We start from the raw sequence: 15,958 nt of genomic DNA on the forward strand, positions 1-15,958 counted from the left end.
GTAATTTTATGAAAAGAACTATAACCATCATGAAATTTCGAATTGAAAAAGATACACTAGGAGAAGTACAAGTTCCAAATGATAAATTATGGGGTGCGCAAACGGAGCGCTCTAAAAATAATTTCAAAATAGGTCCTCAAGCGTCCATGCCTTTTGAAATGATTAAAGCATTTGCTTACTTAAAAAAAGGAGCTGCTTATACTAATGAAGAATTAGGTGTGTTATCTACTGAAAAAAGAAACTTAATTGCACAAGTGTGTGACGAAATTTTAGATGACAAACTAAACGAACATTTTCCATTAGTAATTTGGCAAACAGGTTCTGGTACACAATCTAATATGAATGTAAATGAAGTAATTGCTAATAGAGCCCAACAAATTAGTGGAAGGCAAATAGGTAATGATCCTATTCTAAAAGCAAATGATGATGTTAACAAATCGCAATCTTCTAATGATACATTTCCAACAGCTATGCATATTGCTGCCTACAAAGTATTAACTGAAAACACCATTCCATCAATTGAAAATCTAAAAGAAACTTTTACTACAAAAGCAAGTATTTTTAAAGATATTGTAAAAATAGGGCGAACTCATTTAATGGATGCTACTCCACTTACATTAGGACAAGAATTCTCTGGTTATGCACAATTATTGGAAAACGGATTAAAGACTTTAAAAAGTTCATTATCAAGTCTATCTGAATTAGCACTTGGTGGAACCGCTGTTGGTACAGGATTAAATACTCCAAAAGGTTATGATACTTTAGTTGCAAAACACATTTCAACCTTTACTGGTTATTCTTTTATAACGGCTCCAAATAAGTTTGAAGCTCTTTCTGCACACAACGCTATAGTGGAAAGTCATTCTGCATTAAAACAAGTAGCTATTTCTTTAAATAAAATTGCAAATGATATTCGAATGATGGCTTCTGGTCCTCGTTCTGGAATAGGAGAATTATTACTTCCAGAAAACGAGCCAGGTTCTTCTATTATGCCTGGAAAAGTAAATCCTACGCAATGTGAAGCTTTAACAATGGTCTGTGCACAAGTAATGGGAAATGATGTAGCTATAACTATTGGAGCAACTCAAGGACATTATGAATTGAATGTTTTTAAACCTATGATTATTGCTAATTTTCTTCAATCTGCACAATTGCTCGGTGACGCTAGTCTTTCTTTTAACGAAAATTGTGTAAAAGGAATAGAACCTAACACCCAACGAATTGAAGAGTTAGTTTCTAATTCATTAATGTTAGTAACCTCTTTAAATACTCATATTGGCTATTATAAAGCAGCTGAAATTGCACAAACTGCACATAAAAATGGAACTACTTTAAAAGAAGAAGCAGTACGATTAGGATATGTTTCTGCAGAAGATTTTGATAAATGGGTTAATCCAAAGGAAATGATATAACTAAAACCACTTTTTCTTTTTGAAATAATAAAGCATTAATAATACTAAAACAAACATTACTCCCAAAGTAATGAAATAACCATATTTAAAGTTCAGTTCTGGAATATATTTAAAATTCATTCCATATAATCCAACAATAAAAGTTAGTGGCAAAAACACCGATGAAATTACAGTTAATGTCTTCATCACTTCATTCATTCTATGACTTTGAGCTGTATAGAAAAAATTACTCGCACTATCTAAGGTTTTCATATCATAATCTATTTGTTCTAAAAGTTCCAATGCTTTTTGATGCAGTCTACCAAAAAAAATATAATTAGAAATTTCGATGCAATTAAATTCGTCATCTTCTTTAATTGTTTTTATCGTAAACAAAGCATCCCGCAATGGAGTAATAGAACGTTTTAATAAATGAAATATTTCTCTCAAATGCTCAATTTCTTCCACTACTTTTGGGCTATCAGATGTTTTTGAAGCAAATAAAAGTGATTCAATTTTATTTTCTTTATTTTCTATCGTAATATAAAAATTTTCAATGATAGAATCAAGCATAAGATACAAGAGATAATCGACTTTCTTTTTTCTTACAATTCCTGTATTTTTTCTTAAACGTTCTCTTATGTGCGTAAAAAAATCACCTCTTTTTTCCTGAAAAGAAACAATTAAATTGTCTTGTAATAAAAAACTAATCTGTTCAATTAAAATCGTATCCTCATCTTCATTTGGCAAAATAGATTTAATACTAAAAAATAAAGAATCATCTAATTCATCTAAACGTGTTCCTCTTGTAATATTTAAAACATCAGAAACAATAAGTGCATTTAACTCTAATGTTTCTGCTAATGACTTGATTAATTCTACATCATTTAACCCATGTATGTTTAACCAATTATTTATAGAGGCACTTTTTACCTCACTAAACTTCTTAATAGAAATATTCTGAAATTCGTTAACTTTATTTTCATCATAAACAAAAAGCTGCATTGTAGTTGCATTTTTTGTATAAATTCCAGTATATTCTAAAGGTAATGCGTTTACTTTTCTTCCCTTTCTATATTTTATTTTTCTCAAAATAGCTAGTTTTAATGATAAAGGTAAGAGTTTTTAAAAAATCGTACTTATTTTTACCAAAAAATTATGTTATGCAAAAGCTTTTCGTCAATATTAAGGAATTATTACAAGTAAGAACTACCCAAATAGATATGGTTTGTGGAGCTGAAATGGCTGATTTACCAAAAATTGACAATGCTTACTTATTACTGAAAAATGATTGTATTGAAGATTTTGGTCCAATGGAAAATTGCCCAAAATGGGATAATATAGAAATTATTGACGTTACTGGAAAAGTTATTTTACCCACTTGGGTTGATAGTCACACACATATTGTGTATGCTGGAAATCGAATTCAGGAATTTGTAGATCGAATTAATGGTTTGTCTTATGAAGAAATTGCTAATCGTGGTGGTGGCATTCTAAACTCTGCAAAAAAATTAAATGAAACTTCTGAAGAGGATATTTATGAACAATCAAAAGTGCGTTTAGAAGAATTAATGCAATTAGGAACTGGAGCAATCGAAATAAAATCGGGTTATGGTTTAACAATTGAAGGCGAATTAAAAATGCTTCGAGTAATTAAACGATTGAAAGAAAATTATAGCTTACCTATAAAAGCTACATTCCTTGGTGCTCATGCTTTTCCAACGGAATACAAAGAAAATCATTCAGCATATATTGATTTAATAGTCAATGAAATGTTGCCAAAAATTGCAGAAGAAAATTTAGCCAATTATATTGATGCTTTTTTAGAAACTGGTTATTTTTCAGTTGAAGAGACTATAAAAATTATGAAAGCAGGAAAAAAATATAGTTTGATACCAAAAATACATGTAAACCAATTTACTGCTATCGAAGGAATAAAAGCTTGTGTTGAAAATGAAGCTTTATCAGTAGATCATTTAGAGATTGTAACAGATGAAGACATCGAAGTTCTTAAAAACAGTAAAACCATGCCTGTTGCCTTACCTAGTTGCTCTTATTTTATAAGTATTCCTTATACACCAGCAAGAAAAATGATAACTGCAGGTTTACCCTTAGCACTTGCAACTGATTATAATCCTGGTACAACTCCTTCTGGAAATATGAACTTTGTGGTAGCAACAGCTTGCATTAAAATGAAAATGACTCCAGAAGAGGCTATTAATGCAGCCACAATTAATGGTGCTTATGCTATGGGAATTAGTAAAACACATGGAAGCATTACAAAAGGTAAAAAAGCCAATCTTATAATAACAAAGCCACTTACCTCTTATTATCAATTGCCTTATGAATTTGGTAACAACCTAATTGATAAAGTAATGATTAATGGAGACTTTATTTAAAAAAATCCCAAGTTTTCACTTGGGATATATTTTTATAATTCTTCAGCAAAAGTATCGTGTTGTCTAAAATCTCCCGAATTATATCCTTTCATAAACCACTTCATTCGTTGTTCTGAAGTACCATGTGTAAAAGAATCAGGAACTACATGACCTTGCATTTTGTTTTGAATAGCATCATCACCTACAGCATGTGCAGCACTTAACGCTTCTTCAATATCACCTGTTTCTAAATATTTTTTATTATAATGAGCCCAAAGTCCAGCATAAAAATCGGCTTGTAATTCTAAACAAACAGATAATTTATTAGCATCAGCTTTGCTTTTCCCTTGTTGGGCTTGTCTTACCTTTTGAGAGGTTCCTAAAAGAGTTTGCACGTGATGACCTACTTCATGAGCAATTACATAAGCTATTGCAAAATCACCTCCTTTGGCTCCAAAACGTGTTCGTAATTCTTCAAAAAAGCGTAAATCCATATACACTTTTTTATCAGCAGGACAATAAAAGGGTCCAGAAGTAGCAGTAGCACTACCACAAGCTGTTTGAACAGCATCAGTAAATAAAACCATTTTAGGTTTTTCATATATACCTATTTGATTATCACTAAACACTTTTGTCCAAATATCTTCGGTATCAGCTAAAACAGTCTTAGCAAATCCTCCTATTTTAATTTCTTCAGGAGTTAATTCACGTTGAACGGTTTCTTGTTGCGAACTAGATTGATTCATTTGTTCGAGAATAGGAGCTATCGTTTGCCCCGTTTCTCCACCAAAAACTTGTAACAAAAGAACAATTATTCCAATAATTCCTCCACCAGCAATTACTTTCCCTTTTGAAGACATTCCTCTTCTATCTTCTACGTTATCACTTTGACGTCTGCCTTGCCATTTCATATTATATACTTTTTTGTATGCTTAAAGTTAATAAAATAAATACAATAGTTATATTAAACTATTCCTCTATTTGACCTATTTCATCTATGACACTACTTTCTTCAAACCCTACTACATTATCATAAATAGAAAAAATCATTGCTATATATATTGGAATCGTAAAGAACATTCCAATACATAATGCAATTAGTCCTAAAAACATACCAATGAAAGCAATAAACAATGCTAAAACAATGTGGAATGGTTTTTTAGCAACTAGTTTTACACTATTTTGAAGTGCTTCACCATAATTTTGATTCGCAAAAATAACAAGTGGAAGAAATAAAATTGTTAATACGGTTATTATAATTTGAATTCCAAAGCCAATAATCTGAAACAGAAATCCAGTTATTGATAAAGGAAAAAATTGAAATATCGTTGATATTAAAGAAGATGAAATTGAAATAATAATAGCTCCAATAATAATATCTTTTACATATTTACTATTATAATATTCAAATATAACTCCTAAATTTAATTCTTTATTTTTTTTTGCTAATAAACATAATTTAAAAAAACCAGCGTTTAGAGGTGCTATTAAAGCTGCAAAAACAACTCCTACAAAGAAACTTCCTAATAAGTAACTTTTTTCTAGTTTTAGATTTTGCATTTCTATTGCCCAATCTGCAATATTAGAAACACCCATTAGCGCCATAAATAAAAAAGCGTATAAAATAGCGACTACTATTCCTACAACAATAAGACCTAATCCAGCAATTAAAAATGTTTTTTTATATATCTCAAAACAATCTTCAATTAATTTTCCTAAATCTAAAGAATACCCTTTTTCAATTTTCTCTTTAATTTTGAATTCCATTTACTATTTTTTTTGTAAAAATAATCTAATTTATTACAATTAGAAATTTTAATCAGTAAATAACATACAATTAAAAAAGGGTGATTTTCCCCTTGTATCATTATTACATTACAAATACATTTGCCTCATAAACATAAAACCTAAAAACAATTATGAAAAAATTTAACTATTTACTGTTAACAAGTATGTTTACCTTTTTGATTTTTCAATCCTGTACTGATGTACCACCAAAACATGATGAACCTAGACAATTAATCTCTAATGAAGAAGCTAAACAATTAAATGAAAATTATAACAGCACTAGACATCGCCTTATTTCATCAACCATTGAAAAAGAAGATGCAAATGCAATTTGGTATTCCCTTGAAGAATTAGAAAACTATATTTATTACATAAAAAAAGAGGGAAAAAATAAAGGTTATAACGTTGATGGTATACGTTTTTACTTAGGAGCTTACTCAAATGACCCTCAAAAATATAATGATAAAGCTAACATGACAACTATTTTTTTAACACCAACAGGTAAAAAGGTAGATGTTCAAAAAGGAGGTGTATTAAATCTTCCTGCTATGATGCAAACACAAGAACTAAATCCTGACATTGAAGAAATAGAACCTATGAACTATGGAAATATGGGACCTCCTCCAAGAATGGAGTACCCATCAGCAAACTAATATTAAAGAAGTAGCAAATTAATAGAATTAGAAGAGCTTTCTTTTAATTCTATTAATTTTTTAAAAAATTATTAAAAAATTTAATGCTAGAAAATTTAAGATATATTCCAGGTCTTTTTGCTTTTATAACAACTATTATAGGTTTACTAAATTGGTCTAAATTACCCAATTATAAATCTAAATTGTTTTTATTATCAGTAATCTTATCCGTATTTACAGAAATTTTAGGAATATACTTTCCAAAATGGGCGAATTTACCAAACTATTTTATCTATAATATTTATACCCTAGTATTATTTTTAATTTATTATTATATACTAGCTAGTATATTTAAAAAATACCACAATAAAATAATTGCATTTGTTCTAATTATTTTATATTTAATATCAATTACGTTGGGTCTAATTTATAATCATGATAGTATTGGTTTAGAAATTATCCCAGAAATTTATGCTTTAAGTGTGCTGTTTCTTGTTATTTTATCGATATTATATCTCATTGAATTATTTAATTCTAGTAATATTCTAAATTATAAAAAATCAATCTTTTTTTGGTTTATCTTAGGTTCACTCCTATTTCATGTTCCATTTCTACCTTTTATGTTAACCTTAAAATGGTGGTTTTTGGAAACTGAAACGTATGGTACTACAATTTATTGGATTATCATTATCATACTTAATTTAATAATGAATAGCTGTTTCACAATTGGCTTTATATGGACAGAGAAAAAACACAATTATTAATCATTTTACTTAGTATTGTATTTTTTACATTACTTGCAGTCCTTTTTGTACTCTTTTTTTACTTTCAGAAAAAGAAAACACAATTCTTAATAGACAAAATGGAATCGGAAATCCATTTTCAATCAGAGCTTATTAAGACAAGAGTAGAAATTAAAGACCAAACTTTAACAGAAATAAGTAAAGAACTACACGATAATATTGGTCAAATTATATCTGTGGCTATCATGCAATTAAACATGTATGCTCAAAAAGAAGAAAACATATCTAAAATTGAATTAGAGGAGTTAAAAAATGTTATGGCTAAGTCATTAGACGAAATTCGAATTTTATCACGAATTATTAATAAAGATAATCTAATAAATACTAACTTTATTGAGTCAATTCAAAATGACTTTAAAAGGATTGAAAAATTGAAAAACATAACGTGTAATTTATTGATTAATTGCGAATTTCCTAAAATAAATATTGAACACGAATTAATTCTTTACCGTATATTTCAAGAATCAATTCATAATAGTTTAAAACATTCTTCGAGTAAAAAAATAGAAATGAGTATTAATTGTACAGATGAACTTCTTACAATTATGCTAAAAGACTTTGGAATTGGTTTTGATTCCAATCAAAATCACAAAGGCTTGGGATTAAATAATATTAAGTTTAGAGCAAAATTAATAGGCGCAAAATTAACTCTAAATTCCACTGAAAAAGGAACAGAAATATTCCTAGAATACAACTTAAACAAACAAGATGAAAGCAAAGAAAAAAGTAATAATAATTGATGATCATTTATTGTTTTCTCAATCATTAAAATATTTAATTAATAGTTTTAATGATTTTATAGTAGTTGACAATTATGAAAATGGGAAAGATTTCATTGATAGTGTTCAAGCAAATAAAATTAACACTGATGAAATAGAACTTGTATTACTTGATGTTAATATGCCCGTTTTAGATGGTTTAAAAACCATGGAATGGATTAAAAACAATAAAGAAGAACTAAAAGTAATTGCCTTGTCTGTAAACGATGATGAAGAAACCATCATTAAAATGATAAAAAATGGAGCTAAAGGCTATTTACTAAAAGATACTTCTCCACAAATTTTTGAAGAAGCTCTTAAAACAGTTTCAGATAAAGGTTTCTTTTTTACTGAATTAGTTTCCGGACTTTTAGTAAATCGTTTAGATAATAACCATCAAAAACATGAATTAAAAGATAAAGAAATCGTTTTTATAAAACATGCCTGTACTGAAAAAACCTATAAAGAAATTGCTGATGAAATGTGCTTAAGTCCAAAGACCATTGATGGATACAGAGAACATTTATTCTGTAAATTAGAAATAAAAACTAGAATAGGTTTAGTACTTTATGCTATTAAAAACAAAATTGTTTGTATCGATTAGACAGCTATTCTTTAACCTGAACTCCAATACCTAATATATTAGGTAAATATGCTCCGTTAAATTTATTAGTAATAACCACTGAATAACTACCTTTTCCTAGAGTAACTTTATTTTTAACAATATAATACAAATCACAGATATCTCCTGAGCAATCTGCAATGTCTTCTCCTTTTTCATTTTTCACTTTTAAATCAATTGGAATTACTTCAATATGACCATCTGGATATGTAATTGTCATTTGCAACGGAATGGAAGCAAATTGAAAATCGTAAATATGACCTAAATGAAGTATTACATCTGCTACTTCTTCATTTTCAATAGAAAAAGAAAATTCTTTACTATCATTAGAACTCCATCTATTATTTTCTAAATTAGAATCAAATTCACTATAAATACGATTCTTATCACAGGATAGGAAAATAAAAAAAATTACAAAAAAACAACATTTAAATTTCATACTATTTTATTTTTTTATAAATATAAAAAAAAGACCTGATAAACAGGTCTTTTGGTTTTAATTATATGTAAGATTAATTAATCTTCTTTTTTAAATTCAGCCATTTTCTTAGCTTCTTTTTTACTCATTGTATCATTCATTACAGGAGTTGCAATAAATAATGATGAATAAGTTCCTACTAAAATACCAACTAAGATAGCAAATACAAATCCTCTAATTGTTTCTCCTCCAAAGATGAAGATAGCAATCAATACAACTAATGTTGTTGCAGAAGTGTTAATTGTTCTACTTAAAGTAGAGTTTAATGCTTTATTTACTAATGCTTTAAAATTAGGAGAAGAATTGTAATCTAAATACTCCCTTATACGGTCAAATACAATTACTGTATCATTTAATGAATAACCTATAACTGTTAGAATTGCAGCAATAAAAGCTTGATCAATTTCCATGTTGAAAGGCAATATTGTATAAAAGAATGAGAAAATCCCCAATACAATGATAACGTCATGAGCAACTGCAACAACAGCACCAAGACCAAACTGCCATTTTCTAAATGAAATCATTAAGTAAAGGAATACTACTAAAAGAGATCCTAAAACTGCCCATAAAGAATTTGTTTTGATATCATTTGAAATTGTTCCAGATACTTTAGAAGAAGACATAATACCCACTTGCTTTCCTTCATAAAGATTAACAAAATTATCATAAGTTAAATCAGATGGAAGATATTTCTTTAAACCATCATAAAGCATTTTATTAACTTCTTTATCTACTCCTTCTCCTTCTTCATCAACTTTATATTTAGTTGTAATTTTCAACTGATTATCGTTACCGTATATCTTAGCTTCAGCACTTTCAAAAACAGCCACTAAATCTTGTGCAACATCTGGAGCAGAAACAGCTTTATCGAAACGTACTTGGTATGTTCTACCTCCTACGAAATCAACACCATAATTTAATCCATTAGAAACTAATGAGAATAAACTTAAGGCAATTAAAATTCCAGAAACTATATAAGCAATTTTACGTTTTCCTAAGAAATCGAAGTTTAAGTTTTTAAACCAGTTTTTAGTAACTGAAGTAGAAAAAGCAATTTTTTCATTTCTTGATAAACTCCAATCTAAAAATATTCTTGTAATAAATACAGCTGTTACTAATGAAGTAAGAATACCAATTAATAATGTAGTAGCAAAACCTTTAATTGGCCCTGTTCCTAATAAGAATAAAATTAAGGCTGTAATAAATGTAGTAACGTTTGCATCTACAATAGATGACATCGCACCTTTCCAAGTATAAGCATAATTTACAGCTTCTTCAACTGTCTTACCAGAATCTAATTCTTCTTTGGCTCTTTCATAAATAATTACGTTAGCATCAACTGCCATACCTATAGTTAAAACGATACCTGCAATACCAGGTAAAGTTAATACTGCTCCAAAACTAGCTAAAGCACCAAATATGAATAAAATATTAACTAATAACGCTAAGTTAGCATAGAAACCAGCTTTACCATAATAAACAACCATCCATAATAATACTAATGAGAAACCAATGATGAAGGATAAGAATCCATTATCAACTGCTTCTTTTCCTAATGATGGTCCAACTACTTCAGACTGAACAATATCAGCAGCAGCTGGTAATTTACCTGCTCTTAAAACGTTAGCTAAATCTTTAGTTTCAGTTACTGTAAAACTACCTGAAATTTCAGAACGACCTCCAGTAATTGCTCCTTTACTAACACCAGGTGCAGAATATACAATATTATCAAGAACAATAGCAATTGCATTACCTTGTTGCGATACTTTTCCAGTTAATTTCTCCCATTCTCTTGAACCAGAACCATCCATTTGCATTGACACAGCAGGTTGTCCTAATTGATCAAAAGTGTCTGTAGCATCTACAATAACACCTCCACTAATAGGAGCTTTGCCATCTTTACCAGTTCTCTTTAAAGCATATAATTCAACAATACCAGGTGTTTTTTCATTTTCTTTACCCCATACAAATTTTACATTTGCAATAGCATTTGGCAATGTTCTTTTTACGTCTTTTCTTCTTAAATAATTACCAATAGTTGCAGTATCTGCTACTTTAGCATATCCTAAAACTGAATATCCTTGTTGTTGCGTAATTTGTAATTTATCAAATAAAGGATTCACTTGAACAGCTGTTGAATCTTTTTCATCTGTTAATAACGCATCTAAATCTGTAGCTGTTGAATCTGTTTCTGTTGAATCAATTTCAGTTGAATCTATAACTACTTCTTTCTTCGCTATTTCGGTTGTTTTCAACACTTCATTTGCAGAAATTAAATAATTAGCTACTTCTTCAATTTTATAAGTTTCCCAAAATTCTAATTTAGCAGTTCCTTGCAATAATTTCTTAATCCGATCTACATCTTTAGCACCAGGAAGTTCCACTAAAATTCTTCCCGAATTTCCTAACATTTGAATATTAGGCTGAGTAACACCAAATTGGTCAATACGTTTTCTTAATACTCCAAAAGCACTCTCTACCGATTCTAAAACTTTCTGTTTGATTATTGGCTCTACCTGAGCATTTGTCATATCAAACTTAATAACTTCGTCTAAATTTCTGTTTCCAAAAATATCAGCACTTGCCAACTTTAGATTGGCTTTATTTGCTGCTTCAAAAAAAGCATCTATGTAATCTTGATTTCCTTTTTGATTAGTCTTAGCATCTTTTAATGCTTTTTGAAAACCAGCATCATTAGACTCATTTGCTAAACCAAACAAAATATCTTTAACTGATATTTGAAGAATTACGTTAAGTCCTCCTTCAAGGTCAAGCCCTTTGTTGATTTGATTGTTTCTTACTTCATCATACGTATTCCAAAGAAATACTTTTTCTTTACTTTTTGCTAAAGAATCTAGATAAGATACTTCTTTTTGAGTTTGAATTTCTTTTGGAAACTTACTTGCGAAAACCTTTGCATCTTCCTCAATTCCATTTGCTACGAATGTAAATGATAATTGATAAACACATACCAAAGCAAAGATAATTGCGAAAAATTTAATTAGTCCTTTATTCTGCATTATTACTAAAATTAATTATTCTTTATTTTTATAAAAACGGACAAATATATAATTTACAATAGGATTAACCAATTTTATTTCTTAATAAAATTGGTTTTTATTAATATTTCCTTGTTGATAACTACATATAAAAAAACTGCCAAATAAAAATGACAGTTTTATTATCTGATTATGATACTATTACAATACAGATTTCAAATCGGCATTCATGTTTCGAACTGCTTCAGCACTTTTAGCAAATAAAGCTTTTTCTGCATCATTTAACTGAATATCTACAATTTCTTCTATTCCATTTTTACCAATTATACATGGTACACCGATACAAATATCATTTTGACCATACTCTCCTTCTAACATTACTGAACAAGGAATCATTCTTCTTTGATCATTTAAAATACTATCAACTAAGTAAGCAACTGAAGCTCCTGGTGCATACCAAGCAGAAGTTCCTAACAATCCAGTTAATGTAGCACCACCTACCATTGTAGAAGCTGCTACTTTATCCATTTCCTCTTGAGATAAGAAATTAGAAACTGGTGAACCATTATAAGAAGCTAATCTTGTTAATGGAATCATAGTAGTATCTCCATGACCACCAATTACCATACCTTGAACATCATTTCCTGGTTTTTGTAAAGCTTGTGACAAGAAATATTTAAAACGAGAACTATCTAAAGCTCCTCCCATTCCAATTACTCTATTTTTAGGTAAACCTGTTGCTTTTAATGTTAAGTAAGTCATAGTATCCATAGGATTAGAAACTACAACAATAATTGCATTTGGAGAATGTGTTAATACATTATCTGCAACTGACTTAACAATTCCAGCATTAATTCCTATTAATTCTTCACGAGTCATACCTGGTTTTCTAGGAATACCAGAAGTAATAACTACTACATCACTACCTGCTGTTTTAGAATAATCATTTGTACTACCTGATACTTTTGTATTAAATACTGTAGTAGTAGCACATTGCATGATATCCATAGCTTTCCCTTCTGCGAAACCTTCTTTGATATCTAATAATACTACTTCACTTGCAATTCCTCTGTACGAAATAACATCTGCACATGTTGCACCAACGTTACCCGCTCCTACTATTGTTACTTTCATTTTATTGTTTTTGATTATTTATGTTAAAATTGATATTGTACTCCTAAATTGAGATTCGCAAATTTACCAAAAGCAAATGAACTTTGCAATGCTATTTTACCTATATGATAGACTCCTGTAATTTCAAAAATAGAATTGGTTTTATTTTTTGCAATACGAGTTAGTAAATTATTAATAATATCTTGAATTGGTATTAAATCTTCAATAGAACCTTTTGGCCCACCTACTAAATATTCAAATTTACTATGATTAATTATAAAATTTCCGTTCAAGTCAAAATTCTTAAACTCTTTAGAAAACAACAGATTAAAATGCCAAGTATCTACCAAACCATTTATTTCGCTAATTCCAAGATTCCCATATGCTGTATTTACATCTAAAAAATCAAAGCTAACATCTTCTTTTGAATAAATTGTAGCTACAGCAAGATGTATTTTTTTAGATTCCCAACTTGAAAAATGTTGGCTAATATTATATTTTAAACCTGCACCATAAACTTGATAATTTCCTTTCTTAAGTTTTGTTTTTGTTGAATATCTTCCAATAAATTCAAAACCATAAGGCAATTCTAAACTTGCCTGTAAATAAGGATAAATTATTGTTTCTTGATTGATTCCTCTAGGAGTTTTAAATCGGACTTGTTCATTACCAATTTCACCAACCAAATAAATCTGATCATTATTACCTAAACTAGTTGGAACAATTGTAGTTGTAGCTCCTTCAATTTCAAAAAATTGAAAATCTGAATTCTTGATTTGAAAATCTCTGTTTTTTTTTGGTACAAAAAAAATATTGGTATGAATACCTAAAGTAAAGTTCCATTTCTCTTTCTTTTTAGGCGACAATACCCAGCCAGAAGACGATTGATAAACGGCTGCATCTGTTATAGGAATTATATATTTTTCAGAATACAAAAGGGCATCTGATAACAGATACCCAATTTTTTCAAAATCACTAGATGTTTGTGCGTTTATTTTTAAACAAAATAATATGACAAAACATTTAATAACATCTTTCATTTATACATCGATTTTTGCATAAACAGCATTCTTCTCAATAAACTCTCTACGAGGTGGAACCTCATCACCCATTAACATTGAGAAAACTCTATCTGCTTCAGACAAACTATCGATAGTAACTTGACGTAATGTTCTAAAATCTGGATTTAACGTTGTGTCCCATAATTGTTCTGCATTCATCTCCCCAAGACCTTTATAACGCTGAATATTAACACCTCCGCCCATTTGTAAAGCTATTTTATCACGTTGATCATCATTCCAAGCGTATTCTTTTTTATTTCCTTTCTTAACTAAATATAGTGGAGGAGCAGCAATGTAAACATGTCCACCTTCAATTAATTCTTTCATAAACCTAAAGAAGAATGTTAAAATAAGGGTTGAAATGTGAGAACCATCGACATCGGCATCACACATGATAACTACTTTATGATAACGTAATTTAGAAAGATTTAAAGCTTTACTATCTTCTTCTGTTCCAACGGTAACTCCTAAAGCTGTAAAAATATTTCGAATTTCTTCATTTTCAAACACTTTGTGTTGCATCGCTTTTTCAACATTCAAAATCTTACCTCTTAATGGTAAAATTGCTTGAAACATTCTATCTCTACCTTGTTTAGCTGTTCCTCCTGCAGAATCTCCCTCAACAAGGAATATTTCACATTTATGTGGATCTTGTTCTGAACAGTCTGATAATTTACCTGGTAAACCTCCACCGCCCATAACAGTTTTACGTTGTACCATTTCTCTAGCTTTCTTAGCTGCATGACGAGCTTGTGCTGCTAGAATGACTTTCTGAACAATAATTTTTGCATCATTTGGGTTTTCTTCCAAATAATTTTCAAGCATTTCTGCAACTGCTTGAGAAACTGGAGAAACTACTTCTCTATTTCCTAATTTTGTTTTAGTTTGTCCTTCAAATTGTGGCTCTTGAATTTTTACTGATATAATAGCCGTTAAACCTTCACGAAAATCATCACCAGCAATTTCAAATTTTAATTTATCAAGTAATCCTGAAGCATCAGCGTATTTTTTCAATGTACGTGTTAATCCCATTCGGAAACCTTGTAAATGCGTTCCTCCTTCATGAGTATTAATATTATTTACGTAAGAGAATATATTTTCATTATAACTTTCGTTATAAATTAAAGCCACCTCAACTGGAATTTCTCCTTTTTCATTTTCCATGCTAATAACATGGCTAATAATAGGCACACGATTTCCATCTAAGAATCTTACAAATTCTTTTAGTCCTTCTTCAGAATGAAAAATTTCAGATACAACATTTCCTTCTTTATCAAAATTTCTTTTGTCAGTTAAAGTAATCGTTATACCTTTATTTAAAAACGATAATTCACGCATACGAGCTGCTAACGTATCGTATGAATACTCTAAAGTTTGTGTAAAAATAGTACCATCAGGTTTAAAAGTAACCATTGTACCTCTTTTATCGGTAGTTCCAATTTGTTTTACTGGATATAATGATTTTCCTTTTTCATATTCTTGCTCATAAATTTTCCCATCTCTAAAAACTGTAGCTCTTAAGTGATCTGATAATGCATTCACACACGAAACACCAACACCGTGAAGACCTCCAGAAACTTTATAGGAATCTTTATCAAATTTTCCTCCAGCTCCAATTTTAGTCATTACAACTTCTAAAGCAGAAATACCTTCTTTTTTATGAATATCAACTGGAATTCCACGTCCATTGTCCTCAACGGTTACAGAATTATCTTCGTTTATGAAAACAGATATTGTATCACAATGTCCTGCTAAAGCCTCATCGATTGAATTATCAACAACTTCATACACTAAATGATGTAAACCTCTTGTTCCAGTATCTCCGATATACATGGATGGACGCATTCTAACATGTTCCATTCCTTCCAAAGCCTGAATACTGTCGGCTGAATAATTGTTTTTCTTGATTTCTTCACTCATATTTTAATTCTTAAA

Annotated in this window: 14 protein-coding genes; 6 read left to right on the forward strand and 8 right to left on the reverse strand. The window is 29.5% G+C overall.

The features are described 5' to 3' along the window. Positions 1–29: 29 nt before the first annotated feature. The gene (gene fumC / locus ACULEV_RS10710) at positions 30–1,412 is read left to right on the forward strand and encodes a class II fumarate hydratase (RefSeq protein ID WP_445458540.1); all 1,383 of its coding nucleotides are present in this window, start codon (positions 30–32) and stop codon (positions 1,410–1,412) included. Here the strand turns inward: fumC and corA are convergent, their stop codons facing one another. Continuing rightward, a complete protein-coding gene (corA, locus tag ACULEV_RS10715; RefSeq protein ID WP_445455049.1) occupies positions 1,413–2,483 on the reverse strand; it encodes a magnesium/cobalt transporter CorA in 1,071 nt (356 codons plus the stop codon). It abuts the gene before it with no gap. Between the two features lie 71 nt (positions 2,484–2,554). On the opposite strand from corA, the gene hutI reads away from it, so the two are divergent. Beyond that, a complete protein-coding gene (hutI, locus tag ACULEV_RS10720; protein ID WP_445455050.1) occupies positions 2,555–3,790 on the forward strand; it encodes an imidazolonepropionase in 1,236 nt (411 codons plus the stop codon). A gap of 32 nt (positions 3,791–3,822) precedes the next feature. On the opposite strand, the gene ypfJ is transcribed toward hutI, so the two are convergent. Further along, positions 3,823–4,680, reverse strand: coding sequence for a KPN_02809 family neutral zinc metallopeptidase (gene ypfJ / locus ACULEV_RS10725; RefSeq protein ID WP_445455051.1), 858 nt, complete (start codon positions 4,678–4,680; stop codon positions 3,823–3,825). 58 nt (positions 4,681–4,738) lie between these two features. Then, positions 4,739–5,536 carry a hypothetical protein gene (locus tag ACULEV_RS10730; protein ID WP_445455052.1) on the reverse strand — a complete coding sequence of 266 codons (798 nt, stop codon included), beginning with the start codon at positions 5,534–5,536 and terminating at the stop codon, positions 4,739–4,741. 152 nt (positions 5,537–5,688) lie between these two features. Between ACULEV_RS10730 and ACULEV_RS10735 the strand changes: the two genes are divergently transcribed. The 4 genes from ACULEV_RS10735 to ACULEV_RS10750 all read left to right on the forward strand — a co-directional run bounded on the left by ACULEV_RS10735 (position 5,689) and on the right by ACULEV_RS10750 (position 8,354). Next, positions 5,689–6,210, forward strand: coding sequence for a hypothetical protein (locus ACULEV_RS10735; RefSeq protein ID WP_445455053.1), 522 nt, complete (start codon positions 5,689–5,691; stop codon positions 6,208–6,210). Between the two features lie 83 nt (positions 6,211–6,293). Next, complete coding sequence (locus ACULEV_RS10740; RefSeq protein WP_445455054.1) at positions 6,294–6,953, forward strand: hypothetical protein; 660 nt, start codon at positions 6,294–6,296, stop codon at positions 6,951–6,953. Continuing rightward, the gene (locus ACULEV_RS10745; RefSeq protein ID WP_445455055.1) at positions 6,926–7,732 is read left to right on the forward strand and encodes a sensor histidine kinase; all 807 of its coding nucleotides are present in this window, start codon (positions 6,926–6,928) and stop codon (positions 7,730–7,732) included. Before ACULEV_RS10740 ends, ACULEV_RS10745 begins: the two co-directional genes overlap by 28 nt. Continuing rightward, positions 7,701–8,354 (forward strand): response regulator, encoded by a 654-nt coding sequence (locus ACULEV_RS10750; RefSeq protein WP_445455056.1) that lies wholly within the window; start codon positions 7,701–7,703, stop codon positions 8,352–8,354. Before ACULEV_RS10745 ends, ACULEV_RS10750 begins: the two co-directional genes overlap by 32 nt. A gap of 4 nt (positions 8,355–8,358) precedes the next feature. Here ACULEV_RS10750 and ACULEV_RS10755 read toward each other — a convergent pair whose 3' ends face one another. The 5 genes from ACULEV_RS10755 to gyrB form a co-directional block, all read right to left on the reverse strand. Beyond that, positions 8,359–8,811: a hypothetical protein gene (locus ACULEV_RS10755; protein ID WP_445455057.1), complete on the reverse strand. Its 453-nt coding sequence runs from the start codon at positions 8,809–8,811 to the stop codon at positions 8,359–8,361. A 77-nt stretch (positions 8,812–8,888) separates the two neighbouring features. Further along, a complete protein-coding gene (gene secDF, locus ACULEV_RS10760; protein WP_445455058.1) occupies positions 8,889–11,870 on the reverse strand; it encodes a protein translocase subunit SecDF in 2,982 nt (993 codons plus the stop codon). A 180-nt stretch (positions 11,871–12,050) separates the two neighbouring features. Then, entirely contained in the window at positions 12,051–12,983 is a 933-nt protein-coding gene (gene mdh / locus ACULEV_RS10765; protein ID WP_445455059.1) for a malate dehydrogenase, read from the reverse strand. Between the two features lie 23 nt (positions 12,984–13,006). Further along, positions 13,007–14,002, reverse strand: a complete 996-nt coding sequence (locus ACULEV_RS10770; protein ID WP_445455060.1) for a DUF6588 family protein — start codon at positions 14,000–14,002, stop codon at positions 13,007–13,009. Continuing rightward, entirely contained in the window at positions 14,003–15,943 is a 1,941-nt protein-coding gene (gyrB, locus tag ACULEV_RS10775) for a DNA topoisomerase (ATP-hydrolyzing) subunit B (RefSeq protein ID WP_445455061.1), read from the reverse strand. Positions 15,944–15,958: the final 15 nt, after the last annotated feature.

The organism is Flavobacterium sp. HNIBRBA15423 (assembly GCF_052655965.1).

Bases quoted from the DNA above. Each gene is read 5' to 3' on its own strand.
- fumC (WP_445458540.1), top strand. From the start codon at position 30: ATGAAATTTCGAATTGAAAAAGATACACTAGGAGAAGTACAAGTTCCA.
- hutI (WP_445455050.1), top strand. From the start codon at position 2,555: ATGCAAAAGCTTTTCGTCAATATTAAGGAATTATTACAAGTAAGAACT.
- ypfJ (WP_445455051.1), bottom strand. From the start codon at position 4,680: ATGAAATGGCAAGGCAGACGTCAAAGTGATAACGTAGAAGATAGAAGA.
- ACULEV_RS10730 (WP_445455052.1), bottom strand. From the start codon at position 5,536: ATGGAATTCAAAATTAAAGAGAAAATTGAAAAAGGGTATTCTTTAGAT.
- ACULEV_RS10735 (WP_445455053.1), top strand. From the start codon at position 5,689: ATGAAAAAATTTAACTATTTACTGTTAACAAGTATGTTTACCTTTTTG.
- ACULEV_RS10740 (WP_445455054.1), top strand. From the start codon at position 6,294: ATGCTAGAAAATTTAAGATATATTCCAGGTCTTTTTGCTTTTATAACA.
- ACULEV_RS10745 (WP_445455055.1), top strand. From the start codon at position 6,926: ATGGACAGAGAAAAAACACAATTATTAATCATTTTACTTAGTATTGTA.
- ACULEV_RS10750 (WP_445455056.1), top strand. From the start codon at position 7,701: ATGAAAGCAAAGAAAAAAGTAATAATAATTGATGATCATTTATTGTTT.
- ACULEV_RS10755 (WP_445455057.1), bottom strand. From the start codon at position 8,811: ATGAAATTTAAATGTTGTTTTTTTGTAATTTTTTTTATTTTCCTATCC.
- secDF (WP_445455058.1), bottom strand. From the start codon at position 11,870: ATGCAGAATAAAGGACTAATTAAATTTTTCGCAATTATCTTTGCTTTG.
- mdh (WP_445455059.1), bottom strand. From the start codon at position 12,983: ATGAAAGTAACAATAGTAGGAGCGGGTAACGTTGGTGCAACATGTGCA.
- ACULEV_RS10770 (WP_445455060.1), bottom strand. From the start codon at position 14,002: ATGAAAGATGTTATTAAATGTTTTGTCATATTATTTTGTTTAAAAATA.
- gyrB (WP_445455061.1), bottom strand. From the start codon at position 15,943: ATGAGTGAAGAAATCAAGAAAAACAATTATTCAGCCGACAGTATTCAG.